The following is a 25,079-nucleotide window of genomic DNA, read 5'->3' as shown; positions in this document are numbered from 1 at the left end:
TGCGGCATGAGACGCCGGCTCGCGAGGCGGAAGCGAGTGAGGGAGGCCGACGCAGAGCGGCATCCGGGAAAAGCAAAACCCCCGCCATGTAGAAGCTAGGCGAGGGTTTCTGGGATGACTGTAATGATCATCCGTGTGGCTCCGACGGGCGTCGATCCCGTGACCTCACGATTTTCAGTCGTGCGCTCTACCAACTGAGCTACAGAGCCGAGCGGCATGTCTGCCGCTTCCTAGACGAAAGGCCTCCTCGAAAGAAGGCCCGTCGCTGTGGAGCGACCCTGACGGGACTTGAACCCGCGACCTCCGCCGTGACAGGGCGGCACGCTAACCAACTGCGCTACAGGGCCATGCATTTTCAATTGTACTTCACCGGAAAGTGACCCCAACGGGATTCGAACCCGTGCTACCGCCGTGAAAGGGCGGCGTCCTAGGCCGCTAAACGATGGGGCCGGATGAGCCTGAAACCTTGCGATTTCATCCTCGCTTGCCGACGACCGAGCCTACTTCACATCTTCGGAGATTGCCAATTCGGGGCGTGGCGTGCGGCTCCCGCGCGTGTCGAGGGCGCAGGATGGGCCGCGGCAGCGGGAACTCGCCCTGTTGTGCGTGTGACTCGTGTTGCTACTGTTAGCCGAGTTGCGACCCGGTGAGATGAGGTAGTCCCGTGACGCTCGTGCCCCCTGATAAGACTGACGACTGCGGCTGCGCCCCCACGGCGAGCGAACAGCGGCGTTTGTGGCCCACCTTCGACCGGCGCAGTGCGCTGAAGTACGGCGCCCTCGGCGCTGTCGCTCTGGGTGCCTTCGGCGCCGCGACGTCCGGCTTCGCCTCTCCCGCCGTCGCCGCCGACTACCCCTCGTGGGATGACGTGCAGGCGGCCAAGGCCAACGAAGCAGCGAAGGCCGGCGAGATCTCGCGCATCCAGGGGCTGATCCAGGGCTTGCAGTCCGAGGTCGCCCGCACGCAGGCCGAGGTTCAGGCCCGCTCCGACGAGTACTACGCCGCACAGCAGGCCTTCCAGGATGCCGACTACCGGGCCCAGCTGATTCAGCAGCAGGCCGATGCCGAAGCGGCGAAGGCGACGGATGCCGCCAGCAAGGCCGGGAAGGTCGCCGCGCAGCTGTACCGCTCCGGCGGCGACGACACCTCGCTCGACCTCTTCTTCTCGGGCTCGGCCGCATCCGCGGACGACCTGCTCGCCAAGCTCGGCACGATGGACAAGCTGCTCGAGCGGAACAAGTCGGTGTACGCCGCGGCCGTCTCGGCGCGCGACAACGCGAAGAACCTCAGCAACCAGGCCAACGACGCCCGGGCCGAGCGCGACCGTCTGCAGAAGATCGCCGAAGAGAAGATGGCCGCCGCTCAGCAGGCGGCCCAGGCGGCCCAGGAGGCCCTCGCCGCGCAGCAGGCCAACCAGGCCGTGCTCGAGGCGCAGCTCGCCGCCCTCCAGGACACGACCGCCAAGACCGTGGCTGATTACCAGGCCGGCGTCGAAGCCGAGCGCAAGGCACGCGAAGAGCGCGAGCGCAAGGCCCGCGAAGAGGCCGCAGCCCGTGACGCGGCCGAGCGTGCCCGCCGTGAGCAGGAAGCCCGCAACAACCAGAACAGCGGTGGTGGCGGAGGCGGCGGCGGAGGCGGCGGTGGCGGAGGTGGCGGTGGCGGCGGAAGCGTCGGCGGATCCGGCTGGGCTCGTCCCTCGTCGGCCTACACGTCGTCGGGCTACGGCCCCCGCTCCGGCCAGTGCAACTCCAGCTACTGCGCCAGCACGTGGCACCTCGGACTGGACTTCGGCGCCAGCTGCTGGTCGCCCATCTACGCCGCGGCCTCGGGTCGAGTGACCTACGCCGGTGTCAACGGTGGTTTCGGAAACTACATCCGCATCCAGCACGACGACGGCTCGGGAACGGGCTACGGCCACATCGTCAACGGCGGCATCTACGTCTCGTACGGTCAGCGCGTCTCGGCCGGTCAGCAGATCGCCGCGACCGGTCAGACCGGCAACTCCTTCGGCTGCCACCTGCACTTCGAGGTCTACCCTCCCGGAGGCGGCACCACCGACCCCGCGCCCTGGTTGCGCGCCCGCGGCGTCTCGGTCTGACCGAGCCCACGAGAAAACCCCCGGTCGATGGACCGGGGGTTTTCTCGTCTGCAGAAGATCAGAGGGTGTTCGGCGCCTCTCCGGATCCCTGCGTCTTGGTCTGAGCGTCGTGCTCGTCGAAACGCGTGAAGGCCTCGGCCACGAGACGCTCGGCCTCAGCGGCATCCGCCCACTCGTCGACCTTGACCCACTTGTTGGGCTCGAGGTCCTTGTAGTGCTCGAAGAAGTGCGAGATCTCCTTCTTGGTCCACTCGTCGATGTCGCCGACGTCCTGGATGTGGTCCCAACGCGGGTCCTTCGCGAGCACGGCCACGACCTTGTCGTCGCCGCCGGCCTCGTCGCTCATCTTGAGCACGCCGACCGGGCGCACCTTGGCGAGGATGCCGGGGTGCAGGTCGCGGTCGAGCAGCACGAGCACGTCGAGCGGGTCGCCGTCTTCGCCGAGGGTGTTCTCGAAGAAGCCGTAGTTGGCGGGGTAGCCGAACACCGTGTAGAGGATGCGGTCGAGGTAGACACGGCCGGTGCCGTGGTCGACTTCGTACTTCACGCGGCTTCCGCGGGGGATCTCGATGACGGCGTCGAAAGCGCCCATACTCGTGCTCCTTAGATCTGTGGATTTCCGCGGCCCAGCCTAGTCCGGCGGGCGCGTGACGCCCACGCGGAGCCACACGGCAGGAGTTCGCGGTCGGCGGGCGGTGACGAGGCGCAGCGGCGAGGCGTCGCCGCGGGAAACTCCTGCGTCGTGTCCGGGGGCGCGCAGGCGGCGGCGTCGCGGCCCGGCGATAGCGTGGAGGCATGGATCACCGCTCCGGCCTGGACCCCTCCGTCGCCGAGGTGCGCCGCGCCGTCCGCGCCGCGCTCCCGCGGGCCGGTGGCCCCGTCGTCATCGCCCTCTCGGGCGGCCCGGATTCGCTGGCGCTGGCGGCGGCGACCGCTTTCGAGGCGCCGCGTGCCGGCATCCGTGCCGTCGCGATCGTGATCGACCACGGCCTGCAAGCGGGATCGGATGCCATCGCGGAGGCCGCCGCGAACGCGGCGCGTGGTCTCGGTCTCGAGGCGCGGGTCGTGCGGGTCGAGGTGGGCTCGGTCGACGGGCCCGAGGCCGCGGCGCGTGCGGCTCGATACGCCGGCTTGGCCGAAGCGGCGGCCGACCTCGGCGCCGAGCTCGTCCTGCTCGGACACACCCTCGACGACCAGGCCGAGACCGTCCTCCTCGGGCTCGCGCGCGGCTCCGGCGCGCTCAGCCTGGCGGGCATGCCCGCGCAGCGGAGGGATGCCACGGGCCCGGTGTGGGTGCGCCCCCTGCTGACGGTTCGCCGGCGCACCACGGTCGCGGCGTGCGCGGCCGCGGGGCTCGACCCCTGGACCGACCCCCACAACGCCGACCCGGGGTTCGCGCGCGTGCGGGTACGCGATCGCGTGCTGCCGGTGCTCGAGGCCGAGCTCGGACCGGGCGTCGCCGAGGCGCTCGCGCGCACCGCCGAGCAGCTGCGCGAAGACGCCGACGCCTTCCAGGACATGATCGACGAGACGATCGAAGACATCGTCGAGCACGCTGAGGCGGGGATCTCGATCTCGGTCGCCGCCCTCGCCGCGAACCCCGCCGCTCTGCGCAACCGGATCATCCGCTATGTCGTCGACAGCGAGTTCGGCGTCTCGCTCTCGCGCACCCAGACCCTCGAGGTCGCCCGTCTGGCGACCGACTGGACGGGTCAGGGGCCCATCGACCTGCCCGGGTGCCTCGCCCGACGCGTCGGCGCCCGGATCGAGGTCGTCGCGCGTACGGCATCCTGATCCGCCGACGTAGACTTTCCGAATGCGCGCGGCCGACATCTCCGACGACATCAGCGAAGTCCTCCTCACCGAGGAGCAGATCCACGAAAAGCTCGCCGAACTGGCGACGCGGGTGGCCGCCGACTACGAGGGACGCGACGTCGTCCTCGTGGGCGTGCTGAAGGGCGCGGTCATGGTCATGGCCGATTTCGCCCGGCACCTGCCGATGCACGTGTCGATGGACTGGATGGCCGTGTCGTCCTACGGCGCGTCGACCCGCTCGAGCGGCGTCGTGCAGATCCGCAAAGACCTCGACACCGACATCACCGGAAAGCACGTGCTGATCGTCGAGGACATCATCGACTCCGGCCTGACCCTCAGCTGGTTGCTCGAGAACTTCGCCTCGCGCGGAGCGGAGTCGGTCGAGGTGCTCGCGCTGCTGCGCAAGCCCGACGCGATGAAGGTCGAGGTCGACTGCCGCTACGTGGGCTTCGACATCCCCAACGACTTCGTTATCGGATACGGCCTCGACTACGCAGAGCGCTACCGCAACCTGCGCGACGTCGCGGTGCTCGCACCCCACGTCTACTCCTGACGACACGCCGTCTCCACGGCGGAGGGGCCGGTGGCATCCGGAGCCTTGTACGCCCATGACGAACGCACAGGCCCGGCATAGTCCGTGGGCGTTAGCCTGATGCGACCGCATTTCTGCGGAGGATCACGAAAGGGCTGGGCTCGCCCACCATGAATTTCAAGAAGATCACGCGAAATCCGATCATCTACGTTCTGCTGGTCGGTCTGCTTCTCGTCATCGGTTTCTCCCTCATCACGAACCTGAGCGGTGCCCGCCAGGTCTCCACCAAAGAGGGTCTCGACCTGCTCAAGGGCGGCACCGTGACGCAGGTGGTCACCAACGACCCCGATCAGCGCGTGGACCTGAAGCTGTCGCAGCCCTTCGAGGGTGCCAACGACGTGCAGTTCTACTTCAGCCAGGCCCGTGCGAACGAGGTGGCCACCGCGATCGACTCCGCGAACCCCTCCGACGGCTTCAACGACGTCGTGCCCAAGCCCAGCTGGTTCGACGGTCTTCTCGGACTCCTGCTCCCGCTCGTGCTGCTCGGCCTGCTCTTCTGGTGGCTGCTCTCGAGCGCCCAGGGCGGCGGCAGCAAGGTCATGCAGTTCGGCAAGTCGCGCGCCAAGCTCGTGACCAAAGAGACGCCCACCGTCACGTTCCAGGACGTCGCGGGCTCCGACGAGGCGATCGAAGAGCTCGACGAGATCAAGGAATTCCTCAAGGACCCGAAGAAGTTCGAAGAGGTCGGCGCCCGCATCCCGAAGGGCGTGCTGCTGTACGGCCCTCCCGGAACCGGTAAGACCCTGCTCGCCCGCGCTGTCGCCGGCGAGGCCGGTGTTCCGTTCTACTCCATCTCGGGTTCGGACTTCGTCGAGATGTTCGTGGGTGTCGGTGCGAGCCGCGTGCGCGACCTGTTCAACCAGGCCAAAGAGAGCTCCCCGGCCATCATCTTCATCGACGAGATCGACGCCGTCGGCCGCCACCGCGGCGCCGGCATGGGCGGCGGTCACGACGAGCGCGAGCAGACGCTGAACCAGATGCTCGTCGAGATGGACGGCTTCGACCCCAAGGTCAACGTGATCGTCATCGCGGCGACCAACCGTCCCGACATCCTCGACCCCGCCCTGCTGCGCCCGGGCCGCTTCGACCGCCAGATCGGCGTCGACGCCCCCGACCTCAAGGGTCGTCAGCGCATCCTCGAGGTGCACGGCCGCGGCAAGCCGCTGTCGGACTCGGTCGACCTCGAGGTCGTCGCGCGCAAGACGCCCGGCTTCACCGGTGCCGACCTGGCGAACGTGCTCAACGAGGCCGCTCTGCTGACCGCGCGCTCGAACGCCCAGCTCATCGACAACCGCGCCCTCGACGAGGCCATCGACCGCGTGATCGCGGGCCCCCAGCGCCGCACCCGCGTGATGAAGGACAAAGAGAAGCTCATCACCGCGTACCACGAGGGCGGCCACGCCCTCGCTGCCGCGGCGATGAACCACACCGACCCCGTCACCAAGGTCACGATCCTCCCGCGCGGCAAGGCCCTCGGGTACACGATGGTGCTCCCGCTCGACGACAAGTACTCCGTCACCCGCAACGAGCTGCAGGACCAGCTGACGTACGCGATGGGCGGACGCGTCGCCGAAGAGATCGTCTTCCACGACCCCACCACCGGCGCCTCGAACGACATCGAGAAGGCCACGAGCATCGCCCGCAAGATGGTCACCGAGTACGGCATGACCAACGAGGTCGGTCCGGTCAAGCTCGGCGGATCGTCGGGCGAGGTCTTCATGGGCCGCGACATGGGCCACGGCCGTGACTTCTCGGAGCGCATCGCCGAGCGCGTCGACGCCCAGGTGCGCGCGCTCATCGAGCAGGCGCACAACGAGGCCTACCAGGTCATCAACGACAACCGCGAGGTGCTCGACCGCCTCGCGCTGGCGCTGCTCGAGAAGGAGACCCTCGACCACAACGAGCTGGCCGAGATCTTCACCGACGTCAAGCGTCTGACGCCGCGCCCGCAGTGGCTGTCGTCGGGGGACCGCCCCGTGTCGACCCAGCCGCCCGTCGAGGTCCCGCGTCGTCAGCAGCCCGCCGGCATCGCGGCATCCACCGAAGCGGAGTCGCAGGCCGCCGCCAAGGCGCAGCCCCGTCCGAGCGGACAGACGCGCCCGGCCACCGCCTGAGGCGCCGTGGCCGTCGATCGTGGACGCGTCGCCGTCCTGGTGCGCGAGCTCCTGGAGGCGATCGGGGAAGACCCCGATCGCCCCGGGCTCCGCCAGACCCCGACGCGCGTGGCAGACTCCTGGGCCGAGTTCTTCGGGGGAGTGAATCAGGATGCCGGCGCCCCGCTGCAGCACACCATCTCGGTGTCGCGCGGCCCGGCGCCGGACACCCTCCCCTCGGGTGCCGTGATGCTGCGCGACATCGCGTTCCGGTCGATGTGCGAGCATCACCTGCTCCCCTTCCGCGGTCGGGCGCACGTGGCGTACCTCCCGGGTGAGGAGGTCGTCGGACTCGGCGCCCTGCCGCGGGTGATCGACATCCTCGCCGCCCGCCCGCAGGTGCAGGAGCGTCTCGGCGAACAGGTGGCCGACACCATCGCCTCGGCCCTGGACGCGCGGGGCGTGCTCGTCGTCCTCGATGCGGTGCACGAGTGCGTGACCATGCGCGGGGGCCGACAGCCCGACGCCTCGACCGTGACGATCGCCGCGCGCGGCGTCTACGGCGACCCCGTCGCGCGTGCCGAGCTCGTGGCGCTGATCGGAGCACGCGCGTGACACTCATCATGGGGATCGTCAACGTCACCCCCGATTCGTTCAGCGACGGCGGCCGGTACCTCGACCCCGACGTCGCACTCGCCCACGCTCGCCACCTCCGCGCCCAGGGGGCGGAGATCCTCGACGTCGGCGGCGAGTCCACCCGGCCCGGAGCCCAGCGTGTGGCGCCCCGCGTCGAGCAGCAGCGCGTGCTGCCGGTCGTCGAGGCCCTGGCATCCGAAGGCTCCTTCGTGAGCATCGACACCATGAACGCCGCCACGGCGGTCGCCGCCGTCCGCGCGGGCGCACGGCTCGTGAACGACGTCTCCGGTGGGCTGGCCGACCCCGACATGCTCGCCGCCGTCGCCGAGACCGATGCCGACATCGCCCTCGGGCACTGGCGCGGTCCGTCGACGGAGATGTACGCCCGCGCCGACTACGTCGACGTGGGGCGCGAGGTGTCCGCCGAGCTCGCTGAAAGGGTCGAGTCCGCCCTCTCCGCGGGCATCGATCGGTCGCGCCTCGTCGTCGACCCGGGCATCGGTTTCGGCAAGCGCGGAGCGCAGAACTGGCAGACGTTGAGCGCGCTCCCCGAGATCTCGGCACTCGGACTCCGGGTGCTCGTGGGCACGAGCCGCAAGAGGTTCCTCGCGGAGGCGATCGGCGAAGACGCCGACCTGGCTCGCCGTGACCTGGCGACGGCCGTCACGAGCGCCCTGTCCGCCCGCGCCGGCGCGTGGGCCGTGCGCGTGCACGACGTACCGTCCACCCGCGACGCACTCGCCGTCGCCCGCGCTTGGGAGACCTGATGGATGCCGACACGATCACTCTGACGGGGGTGCGTGCCGTGGGTCACCACGGGGTCTACCCCGACGAGAAGCGCGACGGGCAGGAATTCGTGGTCGACGCGACCCTCTCGCTCTCACTGCGGCGCGCGGCCGAGACCGACGACGTGGTCGACACCGTGCACTACGGCGAACTCGCCGAGCGCCTCGTACGGATCGTCGAGGGCGAGGCGGTCGACCTGCTCGAGACCCTCGCGCAGCGACTGGCCGACGCCGTGCTCGCCGACAGCCGCGTGGACGCGGTGACGATCACCGTGCACAAGCCGCAGGCTCCCATCCCCGTTCCCTTCGGCGATGTCGCCGTGACCATCTCGAGGTCGCGCCCGTGAACGTGCGGCTGGCGCACGGGATGGACGCTGCTCCGCGCGCCACGCCCGTCCACGCGGTCGTGGCCCTGGGAGCCAACCTCGGCGAGCGTTTCGAGACCCTCGCCGCCGCGGTCGACGAACTGCGGCGGCTCCCGCTCACCAGCGGGGTCCGGGTGTCCGCTCCGATCGAGACGGTGGCCGTGACGCTTCAGGGTGAGGACGAGGAAGCGCCGCGCTATCTGAACGCCGTCGCTGTTCTCGAGACGCGCCTGGCGCCGGGGGAGCTGCTCGCCTCGCTCCACCGCATCGAAGCCCGACACGGGCGCGTGCGCCGGGAACGGTGGGGTGACCGCACCCTCGATCTCGACCTGATCGCCTACGGCGACGAGCGCATCGATCGCGACGACCTCGTCGTCCCGCACCCCCGCGCGCACGAGCGGGAGTTCGTTTTGGCGCCGTGGCTCGACGTGGATCCGGATGCCGTGATCCCCGGGGTGGGCCGCGTGGCCGACCTGCTCGTCGCGCTGCGGGGAGGACTCTCGTGAGGCGCACGGGCGCGGGCATCCTCACGATCGCCGTCGTCGCGGGCCTGGTGATCGGGTTCCTCCTGGACACCGTCCTCACCGCGATGGGCCGACCGACGTTCGCGCCCGCGGCGAGTCTGCCGACGATCCTCGCTCTGCTGGGGGCCGTGGTGGTGGCGCTCGCCATCCCGATCTACCGGGCGACGCGCGGGCGGAGCCCGCGACGGATCGATCCGTTCCGTGCTGTGCGCATCGCGATGCTGGCGAGAGCGTCGTCGATCCTCGGGGCCGCTGCGGCGGGGTTCGCGGGCGGACTGCTCGCCTTCCTGTTGAGCCGGCCGGTGGTGCCCTCGGTAGGCTCGATGGGATCGATCATCGCGACGCTCGTCTGCGCGGTCGTCCTCGTCGTCGCGGGACTCGTGGCCGAGCAGCTCTGCACACTCCGGAAGGACGACGATGACGACGCCCCAGGGAACACCCCCGCAGGACCCGTCGGAATCTGAGGCCCGCAACGTTGACGACGCCGACCGGACGGTGCTCGACGACGCCACCTACGACCGCATCCTTGAACCGCGCTCGTCACGTCGGCTCCCCCTCGGCGACGGCACCTGGCATCAGCTCGCCCGCGCGTACGTCCGCGTGCAGCTGATTTCGCAGGGGGCGGTCTTCGTGCTCGTGCTCGCGGCCGCCGTGATCGCCCAGATCATCACGGGCGTGCAGTGGCAGTGGATCCCGGCCGGGATCATCCTGCTGATCACCGCCGTCGGCCTCTTCATCACCCCGCGGCAAGCGCGGTCCTTCGGGTACCAGTTGCGTCGCGATGACCTCGTGTTCCGCCGGGGCATCCTGTGGCAGCGGGTCGTGGCGGTTCCCTACGGCCGGATGCAGCTCGTGGACATCACCCACGGCCCCCTCGACCGGGGCTTCGGCATCGCCCAGCTCAAGCTCGTGACCGCCGCGGCCTCCACCGGAGTGACCATCCCGGGATTGACGCAGGAGGCGGCCGAACACCTGCGCGACACGCTCGTGGCCGTCGCCGAGACCCGTCGGACAGGGCTGTGACCGACCCGCACGCGGCGGGACCGCCCCTCGACCCGCCGCCCCGGCCGCAGCGAGCGGTCGTCCGTTCGCCCTACAGCGACGGCGAGTGGCATCGCCTGCACCCCCTGACGCCGCTCCTGCGCGGCGGACTGACCCTCCTCGTGATCATCGGCGTGATCGTCGCGAACCTGCGGGAGCGTCTCGTCCAGTGGGTCTTCCCGGTCTTCACCGAGATCCCCCCGGGGGAGCTCCCGCCCGACCCGGTCGACTTCCTCTTCGCGAACAACCTGATCCTCGTGGCGGGGGGAGCGACCCTCATCGTCCTCATCGTGCTGCTGGTCCTCTTCCGCCTGTCCTGGCGTTTCCACACCCTGCGCATCAGCGATGACGACGTCGAGGTGCGTTCGGGCGTGCTGTTCCGCACTCATCGTCGTGCTCCCCTCGACCGGGTCCAGGGCGTCAACCTGACTCGTCCGATGATCGCCCGCCTGCTGGGGCTCGCGAAGCTCGAGGTGGTCGGAGCGGGACTGGATGCCAACGTCAAACTCGAGTACCTGTCGGGGAAGGACGCCGAGGCCATCCGCGGCGACATCCTCCGTCTCGCCTCGGGCCGGCGTCTCGCCGAGGGGCGGACCGAACCGGGCGCCCGCGCCTCGCTCGCCCGGCAGGCGGCGGAGGCCGTGGGGTCGGGGCTGCAGGGCATCGTCGACGGGGAGGACTTCTCCGACGCCGAGCCGGAGAGCATCGTGCGCATCCCGATCGGTCGGCTCGTGGCATCCCGTGTCCTGAGCGGATCGAGCCTCGTCCTCGTCGCCCTGGTCGTGGGGATCGTCGTCGCGGCGTCGCTGTCGACACTGTGGCTGCTGTTCACCGTGGTCCCGATGTTCCTCGCCTTCGGCGCGTACTACGTGCGCTCGATCGCCCAGGGACTGCGGTACTCGATCGCCCCGACGGCCGACGGGGTGCGCGTGACCTTCGGCTTGTTCACGACGGTGTCGGAGGTGGTGCCGCCGGGTCGCGTGCACGCGATCGAGGTGCGCCAGCCTCTGATGTGGCGTCCGTTCGGATGGTGGACCGTCTCCGTGAACCGACTCTCGGGGCGGTCCTCCACCGACACGAGCAACGATCAGTTGGCCGCGGTGCTTCCGATCGGGACACGAGCCGATGTCGAGCGCGTCCTGCGGATCCTCGTCCCCGACCTGTCGAGCGACGAATGGACACTCGTGTTCCGCGACGGCATCCTGGGTCCGGTGGAGAACGACCCCTACGTGACGACCCCGAAGAGCGCCCGGTGGCTCCGCCCGCTGTCGTGGCGGCGGAACGGCGCGCTTCTGACCTCGGACGCCCTGCTTTTGCGCCGCGGGTGGGTGTGGCGGTCCTTGAGCGTGGTTCCGCTCGCCCGCTTGCAGTCGATCGGCCTGCATCAGGGCCCGTTGGCACGCGCGACGGGGACGGCGACCCTGGTGGCCCACGTGATCGCAGGCACCGTCCAGACCTCGATCGGCGTCCTCGGCCGCGACGACGCCCTCGGGCTGTTCGAGCGGACCGCGCGAGCCGGCGTCGATGCGGCGGCGATCGACCGCACGCACCGGTGGGCCGGATGAGCGCCGGTCGCGACGGGCGCCTCGGCGTCGGGGTGATCGGCGCGGGACGTGTCGGCCCGGTCGTCGCGGCGGCGCTCGCCGGTGCGGGCCACGCCCTGACCGGGATCACCTCCGGCTCGGACGACGATCGCGTGGAGGCGATCCTGCCGGGCCTGCCGGTCCTGACGGCCGACGAGGTCGCTCGACGCAGCGAGCTCGTGGTCGTCGCGGTTCCGCACGACCAGCTCCCGGGTCTCGTCTCGGGCCTCGCCGAGGTCGGAGCGTGGCAGCCCGGCCAGCTGGTGCTGCACACCGACGCCGCGTACGGATCGCGCGTCCTGGATCCCGCCGCGAGGAGCGGCGCCATCCCGCTCGCCATCCACCCCGCCATGGCCTTCACAGGGGTGTCGTCGATCGACCTGCGCCAATTGGCCCAGTCGTATGCCGCCGTGACCGCACCGGCCCCTGTCCTCCCCATCGCCCAGGCTCTCGCGGTCGAGCTGGGGTGCGAGCCTCTCGTGGTCGCCGAGGACGACCGGGCGACGTACGCCGAAGCCATCGCGACGGCCACGGAGTTCTCTCGTTCGATCGTCCGGCAGTCGTCGGCGCTGCTCGAGCGCATCGGTATCGACAACCCCGGCGCATACCTCTCGGCCCTCGTGCGTTCGAGTGTCGATCAGGCGCTCGTCGAGGGCGGGCGCCGTGACGACCTCGACGGCACCGCTACGATCGACGGATGATCCGCTCCCTCGAGGATCTGCGCACCCGACTCGGCGAGATCCGAGGCGCAGATCGATCGGACGCCGGCCCGCGCGTCGCCCTCGTGTCCACCCTCGGCGCTCTGCACGACGGCCACGTCGACCTCATCCGCGAGGCGCGCGAACGCGCGGACGTCGTGGTGGTGTCGACCTTCGTCAACCCGCTGCGCTTCCGCTCCGCCGACGACACCGCGTCCTATCCCCGGTCGCCCGAGTCCGACGCGCGCGTGCTCGGTGAGCTGGGCGTCGACGTCATCTTCGCGCCGGCGGCGGCGGAGTTCCTCCCGGCGGGAACGGCGACGACCCGCGTCTCGGCGGGCGATGTGGGTCTCCGCTACGAGGGGCGTGTGCGCCCCTTCTACTTCGACGGGGTGCTGACCGTCGAGGCGAAGCTCTTCCACCTCGTTCGACCCGACGTGGCCGTCTACGGGGAGCGCGATCGGCAGCGCATCTTCCTCGTGCGCCGCATGGTGCGAGACCTCGACTTCGGCATCGATGTCGCGACGGTTCCGACGGTGCGCACCGACGACGGGCTGCCCGTGTCGAGCCGCGTCGCGCTGCTCGACGACGCCGATCGCCGCGCCGCCGCGGCCCTTCCGCGAGCCCTCGAGGCGGCGGCCTCGAACGCCGATCTGGGGGTCGATGCCTGCATCGCCGCTGCGCAGTCGGCGTTGATGGGCGAGCAGCGCATCACGCTGGAGTACTTGAGCGTCGTCGATCCCGAGACGTTCCTGCCGGTCGACGACGGGCACCGCGGGCGCGCGTTCGCGCTCATCGCCGCCACGGTCGGCGGTCACCGCTTCATCGACAACGCCGAGATCTCGCTGCGCTGAGGGCCCTCGGGCGGCCGGTGACTCCGGGGCGGCCGAGGACGACGAATAGACTGGGGGAGACCCCGAGGAGCCTTCCTGATGACCGACGCGCCCGCGAACGACGCCGCCGAACCGACCGAAGACGAGGTCTTCGAACAGAAGGCGGTGCGCCTGGCCAAGCGCGAGCGTCTGCTCGCGGAACGCTCCGACGCCGCCGGCGGTCCCTACCCGGTGGCCGTGCCCATCACGACGACGATCCCCGAGCTGCGCGCGCGCTTCGGCGATCTCGAGGCCGGGGCCGAGACCGGTGAGACGGCCGGGGTCGCCGGGCGCGTGGTGTTCAGCCGCAACACCGGCAAGCTCTGCTTCGCGTCGCTGCAGTCCGGCGACGGAAGCCGCATCCAGGCCATGGTCTCGCTCGCCAGCGTCGGCGAGGAGTCGCTCCAGGCGTGGAAGGAGCTCGTCGACCTGGGCGACCACGTCTTCGTCTCGGGTGAGGTCATCTCGAGCCGCCGCGGCGAGCTGTCGATCATGGTCGCCGAGTGGACCATCGCGGCGAAGGCCGTCCTGCCCCTCCCCAACCTCCACACCGAGCTCAGCGAAGAGAGTCGCGTCCGCAGCCGCTTCCTCGACCTCATCGTGCGCGATCGCGCCCGCGAGACCGTGCTGGCCCGCGCGAAGGTCAACGCGAGCCTGCGCCGCACCTTCACCGAGCGCGACTTCGTCGAGGTCGAGACGCCGATGCTGCAGGTGCAGCACGGCGGCGCGAGCGCCCGCCCCTTCACCACGCACTCGAACGCCTTCGACACCGAGCTCTTCCTGCGCATCGCGCCCGAGCTGTACCTGAAGCGCGCCGTGGTCGGCGGTATCGACCGGGTCTACGAGATCAACCGCAACTTCCGCAACGAGGGCGCGGACACCACCCACAGCCCCGAGTTCGCGATGCTCGAGGCCTACCAGGCCTACACCGACTACAACGGCATCGCCGACCTCACGCAGACCCTCATCCAGGACGCCGCCGTCGCGGTGGCCGGGTCGACCACGGTCACGTGGGCGGACGGCACCGAGTACGACCTCGGCGGCGAGTGGGACCGCATCTCGATGTACGACTCTCTGTCCGCCGCCTGCGGCCGGTCCATCACCCCCGACACCTCGGTCGAGGACCTCCGCGCGCTCGGAGAAGAAGAGGGAGTCGACGCCCCGCCCCAGGAGACCCACGGCAAGTGGGTCGAGGAGCTGTGGGAGCACTTCGTGAAGGGCCGTCTCACCCGCCCCACCTTCGTCATGGACTTCCCCGTCGACACCAGCCCGCTCGTGCGCGAGCATCGCTCGATCCCGGGCGTCGTCGAGAAGTGGGATCTCTACGTGCGCGGATTCGAGCTCGCCACGGGCTACTCCGAGCTGGTCGACCCCGTGATCCAGCGTCACCGCTTCACCGAGCAGGCGAAGCTCGCCGCGCGCGGAGACGTCGAGGCCATGCCGATCGACGAGGAGTTCCTGCGCGCGCTCGAGCACGGGATGCCGCCCACCGGTGGCATGGGGATGGGAATCGACCGTCTGCTCATGGCCATCACGGGCCTGGGTATTCGCGAGACGATCCTGTTCCCGCTCGTGAAGTAGACCGCTCGAACACCCACTCCGGGAGGCGCCCGGCGTCGATGACGTCGAGCATGAGGGCGCTGAGCCCGTGGTCGGGGTCGATCTCGAGAGCCGTCTCGGCGTACAGGACGGCGTGAGAGGAGCGACCGGTCGCCCACGCGAGCCACGCGCACGCCGACAGCGGGCCAGGGCGACGCTCCCGGGGGAGGACGGACGCGACTCGGCGGCACAGTTCGAGCGCTCGTCGAAGGCGGTCGGGGTCGGGGAGGGCGCCTTCTCCCCACATCGGCCGGGCGAGGTCGTCGGGGAACGGCTTGCCACGGTGGAAAGCGGTCTGCGCCTGCAGAACCGCATCACCCGTGGCGAGATCCGCCACCCACTGCATCAACGCGACATCGCGTAGCGACGGTCGGGCGAGGCAGAAGGCGAGGGCGGCGAGCTGCGCGGGGTCGAGTTCTTCGGGCGGCGTTGCCAGGGCGTCCTCGATCAGGACCGGCGGATCCGCGAGCGCCACGGTGGCCGGATCTCCGGTCGCCGCACGCTTCAGCGGGGGAAGCTTACGGCGTTCCTGCGGGCCTCCGAGCACGCGCTCGATCGCGCGGAGGTCGGTCATCACCCGCCGAGAGACGGCGGCGTCGAGCGGCGGAAGCTCGGCGGCGGCGAACTGGTCGTCGACGACCGGGCCGGTCGGCTCCGCGAGCGTGTGCGCCGCGATGTCGCTCAACGGGTGCGGCATCGACGACGAGGGGGACACGTAGCTGTCCCATCCGTCCGAACCGACGACGAGGGCGTCGACGACGCGGAGGCCGCAGATCTCCGCTCGCCCCATCGCCGCATCGACGAGCGCGCGGTGGGGCGCCGCCGGAAGGTCGGCGAGGACCTCGTCGGCATAGACGACGATCGCCACGGCATCGGTCCGGGCGACCTTGCAGGCCATACCGATCACGGTCGAGGCGACGCTCTCGTTCGCGGAGGCGTCGTCGGCGGCCGGGAGGTCGACGCGCATGGCGCCGAGGGAACGCGACTCGGCGAACGGGACGAGCACGAGACTCTCGCGCGGGGTGCATTCGAGCAGATGCGGGACGAGAGCGAGGAACGCGGAGGACGAGGTGGCGGAGACGACGGTGGGTGTCATGCCTCGAGAGTGGCCGGGCGGGCGGGGCTCGCGCCGGGCGGAATAGCTCGACGGTGGATGAATCCGCATATCCACTGCCTGTGGAGGAGCCCGCGCGAACCGCGCGCCCAGGCAGCGCGGGTATTCTCGGAGCATGGACGAAACCTGGACCGCGATGCTGTGGGCGATCCTGCCGACCCTCGTGGTGTCCGTGGTGTTCTTCTTCATCCTCCGCAACGTCATCCGGATGGACCGGACCGAGCGCAAGGCCTACGCCCGTATCGAGGCCGAGGAGCGCGCAAAGCGCGGCCTCCCGCCGGTCGTCCGCACCGGCGACGGTCCCGCGAACTGACGATCGCACGGCCTCTGTCGGAGGCCGTCGCTACGCTGGGTCCACAACCCGCCCAGGAGGACCCGTGATCAACGCCACGTTCGACGCGAGCTGGCTCGTCATCACGCTCTTCATCGTCGACCTGGTCGTGCGCATCGCCGCGATCATCATCGTTCCGCGAAACCGTCGCCCGACCGCGGCGATGGCGTGGTTGCTCGCGATCTACTTCATCCCCTTCGTCGGGGTCTTCCTGTTCCTGCTCATCGGCAATCCGCGCCTGCCCCGCAAGCGCCGGCGCAAGCAGGCCGCGATCAACGAGTACATCCACGACACGAGCGCGTCGCTCGAGTTCGGCACACTCCGGCCCAACGCTCCGCAGTGGTTCCGCGCCCTCGTGCAGCTCAACCGCAACCTCGGTGCCATGCCGATCGCGGGAGACAACGCCGCGACCCTCATCGCCGATTACCAGCAGAGCCTGGATGCCATGGCCGAGGCGATCCGTCGGGCTCAGCGCTACATCCACGTCGAGTTCTACATCCTGCAGTCCGACGACTCGACGGACAACTTCTTCCGCGCCCTCGAAGAGGCCGCGGAGCGCGGCGTCGTGGTCCGCGTGCTCCTCGACCACTGGGCCAACCGCGGAAAGCCCTTCTACAAGCAGACGCTGCGCCGGCTCGACGCGATGGGGGCGCACTGGCACCTCATGCTCCCCGTGCAGCCGCTGCGAGGGCGCTACCAGCGACCCGATCTCCGCAACCACCGCAAGCTGCTCGTGATCGACGGCGACGTGGCGTACATGGGATCGCAGAACGTCACCGACTCGTCGTACAACCTCCGCAAGAACATCCGCCGCGGCCTGCACTGGGTCGATCTGATGGTGCGCGTCGAGGGCCCGGTCGTCGCGAGCATCAACGCCGTCTTCCTGTCGGACTGGTACAGCGAGACCGACGAGACACTGCGCGACGAGATCGATCTGTTCAGCGTCACGTCGGGTCCGGGAGACCTCGACTGCCAGGTGGTGCCCTCCGGCCCCGGCTTCGATTTCCAGAACAACCTCAAGCTCTTCCTGGGCCTGCTCTTCGCGGCCAAAGAGCGCATCATCATCGTCAGCCCCTACTTCGTGCCCGACGAGGCTCTGCTGCTCGCGATCACCACCGCCTGCCAGCGTGGCGTGCACGTCGAGCTCTTCGTCTCGGAAGAGGGCGACCAGGCGATGGTCTACCACGCGCAGCGGAGCTATTACGAGGCTCTCCTGCACGCGGGCGTCACGATCTGGATGTACCGCAAGCCGTACATCCTGCACAGCAAGAGCGTCACGATCGACGACGAGGTCGCGGTCATCGGCTCGAGCAACATGGACATGCGCTCCTTCGGTCTGAACCTCGAGGTGTCGCTCTTGGTCCGCGGCGAAGAGTTCGTCCGCGACATGCGCGAAGTCGAGGGCGCGTACCGCACCCTGAGCCGCCAGCTCACGATCGAGGAGTGGCGTCGGCAGCCCCTGCGCTCGACGATCCTCGACAACCTGGCGCGCCTCACCTCCGCGTTGCAGTGACGCGCCGCGGCCCTCGCCGCCGGCATCCAGGTATCTCCGACATCATGGGCTCAACTCGCCCCCGGAGGTCCGCATGTCACGTCACCGTCTCGCCGTCATCGGAATGATCGGCGCGTCCCTCATCGCCGCTGGAGCCCTCACCGGCTGCGCCACCGGTGCCCCGGCTCCCGAGGGGATGGCTCCGACTCCGGATGCCACCGCCTCCGCGCCCGCGAGCGAACTCGGCGCCGCGTGGGTCAGCGGCGGCCGTGCCATCGCCCTGGTCACCACCGGCAGCTCTTCGTGCCCGCCGGTGCTGAGCGGCGAGCCGACCGTCAGCGGATCCACGGTGACGGTCGACCTCGCCGAGTCGCCACGACAGGACTGCACGCGCGACCTGGCTCCGCGCGCGACACTCATGAACGTGCCCGCGGGCGTCGACCCGAGTGCGGGCCTCGCCCTCACGGTGACGGGTGTCGCCGAGGGCAAGGTGATGCTCGCGGGGCTGGGCTCCGTTCCCGCCGCCCCCGCGGAATTCACCCCGTCGGCGGGCTGGGTGAACGACTCCCTGGTCGCCATCGTCACGTACGGCAGCTCGACCTGCGTTCCCTCGGTCGAGGCGGTCACCGCGGCCGGCCCGAACGTCGAGATCCAGTTCGCGACGCCGCCGTCCGACCAGGTCTGCACGATGGATCTCGCGCCCCGCGTCACTCTCGCCGACATCGGTCGAGAGGCCGGGTCGGGCGCGGTGTCGCTCGTCCTCACCGGCGGGAACGTCGACGCCGGCGACCCCATCCCCGTGCTCGGCTCCCGCTGACGGCCGCACCCCCGCTCGTGGGGCGGGGGGCGAACGTGGTCAGCGCTCGGCGACGAGAAGCTCGCCCACCTCGCACTCGAGCACGCGGCAGATCGCGGACAGCGTCGAATAGCGGATCGCCCGGGCACGATCGTTCTTCAGCACCGACAGGTTGACCACCGAGACTCCGACGAGTTCGCTCAGGCGGGTCAGCGTCATGCCGCGCGCTTCCAGAAGCTCGTCGAGACGACAGTGGATGCCGGTGGGCCCGTCATCCGTCACCGCCGGGGTCATACGAGACCCTCGGTGTCGCGCTGCAGGCGGTCACCGACCGCGAAGGCGGTGCCCGCGAGCGCGACGACGAAGGCGACGCCGAAGATGGACAAGAGATCGACCGTTCCGACGACGGCGCGATCGTACGTCCCGTCGGACAACAGCGCCAGGGCGCCGTTCACGGCCATGTTGTGGAAGAACGGAACGAAGTACATGCCGGCGATGGCGACGAGGCCCGCCGCCGTGACGAGCGCCGTGTGGGCACGCGAGAAGATCCGCCCGCGCAGGATGCCGAAGCACAGGATGAGGAGCAGGGTCACCACCGTCACCATCGCGACCGCGACCAACACGTGGCTGATGACGAGCGCGCCGAGCGCCGCGGGTTGAAGTGAAGCCACCGTCACCGACGCGGAATCGAGCTGCACGGCGACCGGTGCTCCGTCGGGCCCGAGCGGCGCCTGCGCCTCGGTGGCGACGAAGGGCGCGAGGAGGGTGATGTCGCGGTTGGGTAGGACCTGCGCGATGGCGACGACGGACTGCACCACTGCGGCGACGGCGATCGCCACTCCTCCGATGAGGAAAAGCACGAAGCCGATCGTGTCGCCGCCGGAGAGGACGCGGGGAGGTCGGGGGGAAGCCATGATCGCTCCTTATCGATGATCGTTGTTATCGGTTGTCGATAAGGTAACGACTGTCGATGTGTTCCGCAAGGTCGAGCGCGCAGACGGTATGCCCACGGCGAACACGGGGCTCTGGCATCCGGCCGCTGGTTACTCTCGATGTACGGCGCGCGGAGGCGTGCCTGTCAGCCCATTTTTGGAGGGACTGAGGATGTTCGAAAGATTCACCGATCGTGCTCGTCGTGTGGTGGTGCTCGCCCAAGAAGAGGCGAAGATGCTGAACCACAACTACATCGGCACCGAGCACATCCTTCTGGGCCTCATCCACGAGGGTGAGGGCGTGGCTGCCAAGGCGCTCGAGTCGCTGGGCATCTCCCTCGATGCCGTCCGCGAGCAGGTGCAGGACATCATCGGCCAGGGGCAGCAGCAGCCGACCGGCCACATCCCCTTCACGCCGCGTGCGAAGAAGGTCCTCGAGCTGTCTCTGCGCGAGGCGCTGCAGCTCGGTCACAACTACATCGGCACCGAGCACATCCTGCTCGGCCTCATCCGCGAGGGTGAGGGCGTTGCCGCCCAGGTGCTCGTCAAGCTCGGCGCCGACCTCAACAAGGTCCGCCAGCAGGTCATCCAGTTGCTCTCGGGCTACCAGGGCAAGGAGCCCGCGGGCGTCGCCTCGGGTGCCGGCGAGCAGACCCAGGGCGCTGCCCAGGGTGGATCGGCCGTGCTCGACCAGTTCGGGCGCAACCTCACGCAAGCCGCGCGAGACAACAAGCTCGACCCCGTCATCGGGCGCGAGAAAGAGATCGAGCGCGTGATGCAGATCCTTTCGCGCCGCTCGAAGAACAACCCCGTCCTCATCGGCGAGCCCGGCGTCGGCAAGACCGCCGTCGTCGAGGGCCTCGCCCAGGCCATCGTCAAGGGCGATGTGCCCGAGACGCTGAAGGACAAGCAGGTCTACTCGCTCGACCTCGGTTCGCTCATCGCCGGATCCCGCTACCGCGGTGACTTCGAAGAGCGTCTGAAGAAGGTCACGAAAGAGATCCGCACGCGCGGCGACATCATCGTCTTCATCGACGAGATCCACACTCTCGTGGGTGCGGGTGCCGCCGAGGGTGCGATCGACGCCGCGTCGATCCTCAAGCCTCTCCTCGCCCGCGGTGAGCTCCAGACCATCGGTGCCACCACGCTCGACGAGTACCGCAAGCACTTCGAGAAGGACGCCGCTCTCGAGCGCCGCTTCCAGCCGATCCAGGTGGCCGAGCCGAGCCTGCCCCACGCGATCAACATCCTGAAGGGCCTGCGCGACCGCTACGAGGCGCACCACAAGGTGCAGATCACCGACGGCGCGATCGTGGCCGCGGCGAACCTCGCCGACCGCTACATCAGCGACCGGTTCCTGCCCGACAAGGCCATCGACCTGATCGACGAGGCCGGCGCCCGCCTGCGCCTGTCGATCCTGTCGAGCCCGCCGGAGCTGCGCGAGTTCGACGAGAAGATCGCGAAGGTCCGCGAGCAGAAGGAGCAGGCCTCCGAGGAGCAGGACTTCGAGAAGGCCGCCGCCCTGCGTGATGAGGAGAAGTCGCTCCTCGCCGAGCGCCTGCGCCTCGAGAAGCAGTGGCGCTCGGGCGACGTCGCCTCCCACGCGGTCGTCGACGAGGGTCTGATCGCCGAGGTGCTCGCCCAGGCGACCGGCATCCCGGTGTTCAAGCTCACCGAGGAAGAGTCCAGCCGCCTCATGTTCATGGAGAAGGCGCTTCACCAGCGCGTCATCGGCCAGGAAGAGGCGATCGCGGCCCTGTCGCGCACGATCCGTCGTCAGCGTGCGGGCCTGAAGGACCCGAAGCGTCCGAGCGGCTCGTTCATCTTCGCCGGCCCGACCGGTGTCGGAAAGACCGAGCTCGCCAAAGCGCTCGCCGAGTTCCTCTTCGACGACGAGGGCGCGCTGATCTCGCTCGACATGTCGGAGTTCGGTGAGAAGCACACCGTCTCGCGTCTGTTCGGTGCCCCTCCCGGATTCGTCGGGTTCGAAGAGGGCGGCCAGCTCACCGAGAAGGTGCGCCGCAAGCCGTTCTCGGTCGTGCTCTTCGACGAGATCGAGAAGGCCCACCCCGACATCTTCAACTCGCTGCTGCAGATCCTCGAAGAGGGTCGCCTGACCGATGGTCAGGGTCGCGTCATCGACTTCAAGAACACGGTCATCATCATGACCACGAACCTCGGTTCGTCGGCGATCGCCGGTGGTCCCGTCGGCTTCCAGGTCGAGGGCAGCGCCCAGACCTCGTACGAGCGGATGAAGGGCAAGGTCGACGAAGAGCTGAAGCGTCACTTCAAGCCCGAGTTCCTCAACCGCGTCGACGACGTCATCGTCTTCCCGCAGCTGAACAAGGACGAGCTCCGTCAGATCGTCGGCCTGTTCGTGAAGCGTCTGGCCGACCGCCTGCTGGATCGCGACATGACCGTCGAACTGTCGGACGACGCGAAGGACAAGCTCATCGAGATCGGGTTCGACCCGACGCTCGGAGCGCGCCCCCTGCGCCGCGCCATGCAGCGCGAGGTCGAGGACCGTCTCAGCGAGAAGATCCTGCACGGCGAGCTCGAGTCGGGTGACCACGTCAAGGTCGGCGTCGAGAACGGCCAGTTCTCGTTCGAGACCAGCCCGCGCGGTGAGAAGGTCGCGATCGGTGTTGGAACGGCCGGCGAGATCGCCGCCACCCCCGACACGCTCGCGGGCAACTGATCGCATAGCGAACGAAGGGCCCGGATGCCACGGCATCCGGGCCCTTCGTCGTTGCGGCGTACGCTTGTCGAATGACCTCATCCGCGCCGTTCGTCGTCCGCCCCGCCGGAACCGCCGACGTCCGCCGGATCCACGAACTGCTCGAGCCCTACGTGCAGAAGCGCATCCTGCTGGGCAAGGACCTGGTCGTGCTGTACGGATCGGTGCAGCAGTTCGTCGTCGCCGAGGCCGATGGCGTGGTCATCGGGTGCGGGGCCCTGCACGTGATGTGGGAGGACCTGGGCGAGATCCGCACCCTGATCGTCCACGATGACTGGCTGCACCACGGCGTCGGGCGGGCCATCGTCGAGACCCTTGAGGAGCGCGCGCGGGAGGTCGGCGTCTCGCGCCTGTTCTGCCTGACTTTCGAAGTGGACTTCTTTACGCGCCGGGGCTTCTCCGAGATCGGCGAGCAGGTCGTCGATCCCGACGTGTACTCCCAGCTCGTGCGCAGCCCCGACGAGGGCGTCGCCGAGTTCCTCGATCTCGCGCACGTGAAGCCGAACACGCTGGGCAACACCCGGATGCTGAAGCAGCTGTGAGCCCGCGCTCCTGAGCGTGCCGTGGCGCGAGCGCACAGCCGCGCCGCCTACCCTGGATGTATGACCGATGCCCCCCGTAGGCGGAGGCAGTCCCCGGCGGTCTACCGTCGTCGTCGTCTCGCCGCAGGGCTTCTGGCTCTGCTGGTGATCGGCCTCGTCGTGTGGCTCGTGGCGGCTCCTCCGTGGCGTGCCGCCCCCACCGCCGAGGCGCCCCCCGCTCCCGCTGCGAGCACTCCTGCCGCCGCTGCGTCCGCGTCCGCGCCGGCGGCATCCGAGACCCCCTCCGCCGTTCCGTCCGCGTCGCCGACGGCGACCGCTCCCGCCGGGCCCGTCGAATGCACGGCGTCCGACATCACCGTGGCGGCGCTGTCGGACAAGAGCGAGTACGGGCAGGGTGAGAATCCGCAGCTGTCGATCAAGCTCACCAACACCAGCGCGAACCCGTGCACGATGAACGTCGGCACGAGCGCGCAGTCGTTCACCGTGACGAGCGGCTCCGACGTGTGGTGGCGATCGACGGACTGCCAGGCCGAGCCGAGCGACATGGAGGTGACGCTGGCCGCCGGCCAGGTCGTCACGAGCTCCGCGCCGCTCACCTGGGACCGTACGCGTTCCTCGGTGAACTCCTGCGGCGGGGAGCGGCCGTACGCCCCCGGCGGGGGAGCGACCTATCACCTGAGCGTCTCGATCGGCGGCATCCCGTCGTCGGGGACGGCGTCGTTCATCCTGCGCTGAACATCACGAGGGGCGGATGCCGGTGGCATCCGCCCCTCGTCGTTCCCGGACTCAGGAGCCGGGCTTCGTGCCGAACACCTCGCCCTCCATGGCGTCGTAACCCTCCTGTTGCGGGTGGCCGTGCAGCCCGCCGGACAGGGCGTACTCCTCTTCGGGCGAGAGGACGAGGCGGTGACGACCGTAGACGGCGAAGGCCACGAAGATCACCGCGTAGACCACGATGATCGCGACGATCGCGAGCAGGTAGGCGGGGTTCAGCAGCAGACCGAAGAACACCACGGCGGCGATGATGGCCGCTGAGTACGCCCCGAACAGCCCCCACGGGCTCTTGTACGGGCGTACGGCGTTCGGGAACTTCCGACGGAGCACGATGAACGACACCATCTGCAGGAAGTACGCCAGCACCGCGCCCCACACGGCGATGTTGAGCACGATCGCTCCGGCCGGGCTCGCGTCGCCGCCCGCGGCCTGCACCACCACGAGGGCGACGAAGCCGAGCACGGCGCCGAAGACGAGGGCGACCCACGGGGTCTTGCGCGCGCCGGTGAGCGAGAGCCAGCGGGGGTAGTACCCGGCGCGCGAGAGCGAGTACATGTTGCGGCCGTAGGCGAACATGATGCCCATCAGCGAGGCCAGGAGTCCGACGAGGGCGAGGAGCGACAGGAGGGCCGCGGCCTGGTCGCCGACCATCGCGCGGAAACCGTCGAGGAGGGGCTCGAGCGAGCTGCCGGTGGCGTCGGCGCCGAGCACTCCGGTGTTGAGGAACAGCACGATGAGACCGGTGACGATGAGCGTGCCGCGGGCCCAGAGCCCCGCGCGGGGGATGTCGCGGGCGGGATCGTGCGACTCCTCGGCGGCGAGCGGGAGCTCCTCGATGCCGAGGAAGAACCACATCGCGAAGGGGAGTGCCAGCAGGATCGATCCCACGCCGAAGGGGAGGAACTCGGTGTTGCCGTCGGTGGGGGCGATGTTCCACAGTGAGCCCCCGTCGAAGGCTCCCGTCATGAGCGACATCGCGCCGAAGATCACGATGATGCCGATCGAGATGATCGAGACCACGATGGCGAAGCCGAAAGAGATGTTCGCGCCCGCGGCGTTGAGGGCGATGAACAGCGCGTAGAGGATGATCCACCAGGCGAAAGCGGGCAGGCTCACCCCCGTCAGCAGCTCGAGGGCCGAGTCGGCGTACTGGCCGGAGAAGTAGACCACCACCGCGGTGGTGGCGACGTACTCGATCGTCTCGGCGAGGCCGGTCGCGAGGCCGCCCCACGGCCCCATGGCCGATCGGGCGAAGGAGTAGGCGCCACCGGTGTGCGGCATGGCGGCCGCCATCTCGCCGATCGAAAAGGTGAGCCCGTAGTACATCACCACGAGGATGACGAAGGCGATGAGCATGCCGCCGAAGCCGGCGAAGCCGATGCCGAAGTTCCAGCCCGAGAAGTCGCCCGAGATGACCGCGGCGACGGCGAGGCCCCAGAGGCCCCAGACGCCGGCCGAGCGTTTCAGGGTGCGTTTCTCGAAGTACGAGGCATCGGTGGCCGTATAGGTGGCTCCGGCGACCTTTTTACGGGAGTTGCTCGAGGTGGACATGGGACCTCCAGACGGATGCGGACAGGCTTCGGGGTCGCCTTGCGGGAAATCATGGCCTTCTATTGGTCGACCTGTCTACCTTTGCCGTGTAAGTTCCTCGTTACGTCCT

Annotated in this window: 25 protein-coding genes and 3 tRNA genes; 20 read left to right on the top strand and 8 right to left on the bottom strand. The window is 69.4% G+C overall.

What is annotated here, in order from left to right; all coding sequences use genetic code 11:
- Positions 1-136: 136 nt before the first annotated feature.
- The 3 genes from BLS25_RS11780 to BLS25_RS11770 all read right to left on the bottom strand — a co-directional run bounded on the left by BLS25_RS11780 (position 137) and on the right by BLS25_RS11770 (position 450).
- A tRNA-Phe gene (locus tag BLS25_RS11780) sits at positions 137-209 on the bottom strand.
- A 64-nt stretch (positions 210-273) separates the two neighbouring features.
- Positions 274-347, bottom strand: a tRNA-Asp gene (locus BLS25_RS11775).
- Positions 348-377: 30 nt separating this feature from the next.
- A tRNA-Glu gene (locus BLS25_RS11770) sits at positions 378-450 on the bottom strand.
- Between the two features lie 214 nt (positions 451-664).
- Between BLS25_RS11770 and BLS25_RS11765 the strand changes: the two genes are divergently transcribed.
- On the top strand, positions 665-2,098 hold the full coding sequence (locus tag BLS25_RS11765) for a peptidoglycan DD-metalloendopeptidase family protein (RefSeq protein WP_074695962.1): 1,434 nt from the start codon (positions 665-667) through the stop codon (positions 2,096-2,098).
- A 58-nt stretch (positions 2,099-2,156) separates the two neighbouring features.
- Here BLS25_RS11765 and BLS25_RS11760 read toward each other — a convergent pair whose 3' ends face one another.
- Positions 2,157-2,690, bottom strand: a complete 534-nt coding sequence (locus BLS25_RS11760; protein ID WP_056225941.1) for an inorganic diphosphatase — start codon at positions 2,688-2,690, stop codon at positions 2,157-2,159.
- A 203-nt stretch (positions 2,691-2,893) separates the two neighbouring features.
- On the opposite strand from BLS25_RS11760, the gene tilS reads away from it, so the two are divergent.
- The 13 genes from tilS (at position 2,894) to lysS (ending at position 14,683) form a co-directional block, all read left to right on the top strand.
- Complete coding sequence (gene tilS, locus BLS25_RS11755; RefSeq protein ID WP_074695959.1) at positions 2,894-3,892, top strand: tRNA lysidine(34) synthetase TilS; 999 nt, start codon at positions 2,894-2,896, stop codon at positions 3,890-3,892.
- 22 nt (positions 3,893-3,914) lie between these two features.
- On the top strand, positions 3,915-4,466 hold the full coding sequence (gene hpt / locus BLS25_RS11750) for a hypoxanthine phosphoribosyltransferase (protein ID WP_056225947.1): 552 nt from the start codon (positions 3,915-3,917) through the stop codon (positions 4,464-4,466).
- A 149-nt stretch (positions 4,467-4,615) separates the two neighbouring features.
- Positions 4,616-6,619, top strand: a complete 2,004-nt coding sequence (gene ftsH / locus BLS25_RS11745) for an ATP-dependent zinc metalloprotease FtsH (RefSeq protein WP_056225950.1) — start codon at positions 4,616-4,618, stop codon at positions 6,617-6,619.
- A gap of 6 nt (positions 6,620-6,625) precedes the next feature.
- Entirely contained in the window at positions 6,626-7,213 is a 588-nt protein-coding gene (folE, locus tag BLS25_RS11740; protein ID WP_074695956.1) for a GTP cyclohydrolase I, read from the top strand.
- Positions 7,210-8,001, top strand: coding sequence for a dihydropteroate synthase (folP, locus tag BLS25_RS11735; protein ID WP_056225957.1), 792 nt, complete (start codon positions 7,210-7,212; stop codon positions 7,999-8,001). Before folE ends, folP begins: the two co-directional genes overlap by 4 nt.
- Entirely contained in the window at positions 8,001-8,366 is a 366-nt protein-coding gene (gene folB / locus BLS25_RS11730; RefSeq protein WP_056225960.1) for a dihydroneopterin aldolase, read from the top strand. Before folP ends, folB begins: the two co-directional genes overlap by 1 nt.
- On the top strand, positions 8,363-8,890 hold the full coding sequence (gene folK / locus BLS25_RS11725) for a 2-amino-4-hydroxy-6-hydroxymethyldihydropteridine diphosphokinase (protein ID WP_074695954.1): 528 nt from the start codon (positions 8,363-8,365) through the stop codon (positions 8,888-8,890). Before folB ends, folK begins: the two co-directional genes overlap by 4 nt.
- Positions 8,887-9,372 carry a DUF3180 family protein gene (locus BLS25_RS11720; RefSeq protein WP_056225966.1) on the top strand — a complete coding sequence of 162 codons (486 nt, stop codon included), beginning with the start codon at positions 8,887-8,889 and terminating at the stop codon, positions 9,370-9,372. Before folK ends, BLS25_RS11720 begins: the two co-directional genes overlap by 4 nt.
- Positions 9,326-9,931, top strand: coding sequence for a PH domain-containing protein (locus BLS25_RS11715; protein WP_081349806.1), 606 nt, complete (start codon positions 9,326-9,328; stop codon positions 9,929-9,931). Before BLS25_RS11720 ends, BLS25_RS11715 begins: the two co-directional genes overlap by 47 nt.
- Positions 9,928-11,514 carry a PH domain-containing protein gene (locus tag BLS25_RS11710; protein ID WP_074695952.1) on the top strand — a complete coding sequence of 529 codons (1,587 nt, stop codon included), beginning with the start codon at positions 9,928-9,930 and terminating at the stop codon, positions 11,512-11,514. Before BLS25_RS11715 ends, BLS25_RS11710 begins: the two co-directional genes overlap by 4 nt.
- The gene (locus BLS25_RS11705; RefSeq protein ID WP_056225974.1) at positions 11,511-12,233 is read left to right on the top strand and encodes a DUF2520 domain-containing protein; all 723 of its coding nucleotides are present in this window, start codon (positions 11,511-11,513) and stop codon (positions 12,231-12,233) included. Before BLS25_RS11710 ends, BLS25_RS11705 begins: the two co-directional genes overlap by 4 nt.
- The gene (gene panC, locus BLS25_RS11700; RefSeq protein WP_074695950.1) at positions 12,230-13,084 is read left to right on the top strand and encodes a pantoate--beta-alanine ligase; all 855 of its coding nucleotides are present in this window, start codon (positions 12,230-12,232) and stop codon (positions 13,082-13,084) included. Before BLS25_RS11705 ends, panC begins: the two co-directional genes overlap by 4 nt.
- A gap of 78 nt (positions 13,085-13,162) precedes the next feature.
- Positions 13,163-14,683, top strand: a complete 1,521-nt coding sequence (lysS, locus tag BLS25_RS11695) for a lysine--tRNA ligase (protein WP_074695948.1) — start codon at positions 13,163-13,165, stop codon at positions 14,681-14,683.
- Here the strand turns inward: lysS and BLS25_RS11690 are convergent.
- A complete protein-coding gene (locus BLS25_RS11690) occupies positions 14,634-15,797 on the bottom strand; it encodes a DUF4192 family protein (RefSeq protein ID WP_074695945.1) in 1,164 nt (387 codons plus the stop codon). The genes lysS and BLS25_RS11690 overlap by 50 nt on opposite strands.
- 133 nt (positions 15,798-15,930) lie before the next feature.
- Here BLS25_RS11690 and BLS25_RS11685 point away from each other — a divergent pair, with 133 nt between their 5' ends.
- The 3 genes from BLS25_RS11685 (at position 15,931) to BLS25_RS11675 (ending at position 18,455) form a co-directional block, all read left to right on the top strand.
- Positions 15,931-16,128 carry a hypothetical protein gene (locus BLS25_RS11685; protein ID WP_056225986.1) on the top strand — a complete coding sequence of 66 codons (198 nt, stop codon included), beginning with the start codon at positions 15,931-15,933 and terminating at the stop codon, positions 16,126-16,128.
- A gap of 64 nt (positions 16,129-16,192) precedes the next feature.
- Positions 16,193-17,659: a cardiolipin synthase gene (gene cls, locus BLS25_RS11680; RefSeq protein ID WP_056225989.1), complete on the top strand. Its 1,467-nt coding sequence runs from the start codon at positions 16,193-16,195 to the stop codon at positions 17,657-17,659.
- Between the two features lie 73 nt (positions 17,660-17,732).
- On the top strand, positions 17,733-18,455 hold the full coding sequence (locus BLS25_RS11675) for a hypothetical protein (protein ID WP_074695943.1): 723 nt from the start codon (positions 17,733-17,735) through the stop codon (positions 18,453-18,455).
- A gap of 39 nt (positions 18,456-18,494) precedes the next feature.
- Here the strand turns inward: BLS25_RS11675 and BLS25_RS11670 are convergent, their stop codons facing one another.
- Entirely contained in the window at positions 18,495-18,728 is a 234-nt protein-coding gene (locus BLS25_RS11670; protein ID WP_074695941.1) for a helix-turn-helix domain-containing protein, read from the bottom strand.
- The gene (locus tag BLS25_RS11665) at positions 18,725-19,348 is read right to left on the bottom strand and encodes a hypothetical protein (RefSeq protein ID WP_074695939.1); all 624 of its coding nucleotides are present in this window, start codon (positions 19,346-19,348) and stop codon (positions 18,725-18,727) included. Before BLS25_RS11665 ends, BLS25_RS11670 begins: the two co-directional genes overlap by 4 nt.
- 190 nt (positions 19,349-19,538) lie before the next feature.
- Between BLS25_RS11665 and BLS25_RS11660 the strand changes: the two genes are divergently transcribed.
- The 3 genes from BLS25_RS11660 (at position 19,539) to BLS25_RS11650 (ending at position 23,380) form a co-directional block, all read left to right on the top strand.
- A complete protein-coding gene (locus BLS25_RS11660) occupies positions 19,539-22,064 on the top strand; it encodes an ATP-dependent Clp protease ATP-binding subunit (RefSeq protein ID WP_074695936.1) in 2,526 nt (841 codons plus the stop codon).
- 71 nt (positions 22,065-22,135) lie between these two features.
- Positions 22,136-22,645: an amino-acid N-acetyltransferase gene (locus BLS25_RS11655; protein ID WP_056226007.1), complete on the top strand. Its 510-nt coding sequence runs from the start codon at positions 22,136-22,138 to the stop codon at positions 22,643-22,645.
- A gap of 60 nt (positions 22,646-22,705) precedes the next feature.
- Positions 22,706-23,380, top strand: a complete 675-nt coding sequence (locus BLS25_RS11650) for a hypothetical protein (RefSeq protein WP_176786365.1) — start codon at positions 22,706-22,708, stop codon at positions 23,378-23,380.
- A gap of 51 nt (positions 23,381-23,431) precedes the next feature.
- Here BLS25_RS11650 and BLS25_RS11645 read toward each other — a convergent pair whose 3' ends face one another.
- Positions 23,432-24,970 carry an amino acid permease gene (locus BLS25_RS11645; RefSeq protein ID WP_074695933.1) on the bottom strand — a complete coding sequence of 513 codons (1,539 nt, stop codon included), beginning with the start codon at positions 24,968-24,970 and terminating at the stop codon, positions 23,432-23,434.
- Positions 24,971-25,079 lie beyond the last annotated feature (109 nt).

The sequence above is a fragment of the Microbacterium testaceum StLB037 genome, assembly GCF_900104345.1.
GTDB classification, from domain to species: Bacteria; Actinomycetota; Actinomycetes; order Actinomycetales; family Microbacteriaceae; genus Microbacterium; species Microbacterium testaceum_A.
The sequence above is the reverse complement of the archived record's forward strand: the minus strand, read 5'-3'. Positions and strand labels throughout refer to the sequence as shown.

Excerpts from the sequence above, each read along its gene's own strand:
- lysS (WP_074695948.1), top strand. The coding sequence starts at position 13,163 with ATGACCGACGCGCCCGCGAACGACGCCGCCGAACCGACCGAAGACGAG.
- BLS25_RS11665 (WP_074695939.1), bottom strand. The coding sequence starts at position 19,348 with ATGGCTTCCCCCCGACCTCCCCGCGTCCTCTCCGGCGGCGACACGATC.
- BLS25_RS11655 (WP_056226007.1), top strand. The coding sequence starts at position 22,136 with ATGACCTCATCCGCGCCGTTCGTCGTCCGCCCCGCCGGAACCGCCGAC.
- BLS25_RS11645 (WP_074695933.1), bottom strand. The coding sequence starts at position 24,970 with ATGTCCACCTCGAGCAACTCCCGTAAAAAGGTCGCCGGAGCCACCTAT.
- BLS25_RS11760 (WP_056225941.1), bottom strand. The coding sequence starts at position 2,690 with ATGGGCGCTTTCGACGCCGTCATCGAGATCCCCCGCGGAAGCCGCGTG.
- BLS25_RS11685 (WP_056225986.1), top strand. The coding sequence starts at position 15,931 with ATGGACGAAACCTGGACCGCGATGCTGTGGGCGATCCTGCCGACCCTC.
- hpt (WP_056225947.1), top strand. The coding sequence starts at position 3,915 with ATGCGCGCGGCCGACATCTCCGACGACATCAGCGAAGTCCTCCTCACC.
- BLS25_RS11650 (WP_176786365.1), top strand. The coding sequence starts at position 22,706 with ATGACCGATGCCCCCCGTAGGCGGAGGCAGTCCCCGGCGGTCTACCGT.
- ftsH (WP_056225950.1), top strand. The coding sequence starts at position 4,616 with ATGAATTTCAAGAAGATCACGCGAAATCCGATCATCTACGTTCTGCTG.
- tilS (WP_074695959.1), top strand. The coding sequence starts at position 2,894 with ATGGATCACCGCTCCGGCCTGGACCCCTCCGTCGCCGAGGTGCGCCGC.
- folB (WP_056225960.1), top strand. The coding sequence starts at position 8,001 with ATGGATGCCGACACGATCACTCTGACGGGGGTGCGTGCCGTGGGTCAC.
- BLS25_RS11705 (WP_056225974.1), top strand. The coding sequence starts at position 11,511 with ATGAGCGCCGGTCGCGACGGGCGCCTCGGCGTCGGGGTGATCGGCGCG.
- BLS25_RS11660 (WP_074695936.1), top strand. The coding sequence starts at position 19,539 with ATGTTCGAAAGATTCACCGATCGTGCTCGTCGTGTGGTGGTGCTCGCC.
- panC (WP_074695950.1), top strand. The coding sequence starts at position 12,230 with ATGATCCGCTCCCTCGAGGATCTGCGCACCCGACTCGGCGAGATCCGA.
- BLS25_RS11690 (WP_074695945.1), bottom strand. The coding sequence starts at position 15,797 with ATGACACCCACCGTCGTCTCCGCCACCTCGTCCTCCGCGTTCCTCGCT.
- BLS25_RS11670 (WP_074695941.1), bottom strand. The coding sequence starts at position 18,728 with ATGACCCCGGCGGTGACGGATGACGGGCCCACCGGCATCCACTGTCGT.
- BLS25_RS11675 (WP_074695943.1), top strand. The coding sequence starts at position 17,733 with ATGTCACGTCACCGTCTCGCCGTCATCGGAATGATCGGCGCGTCCCTC.
- BLS25_RS11715 (WP_081349806.1), top strand. The coding sequence starts at position 9,326 with ATGACGACGCCCCAGGGAACACCCCCGCAGGACCCGTCGGAATCTGAG.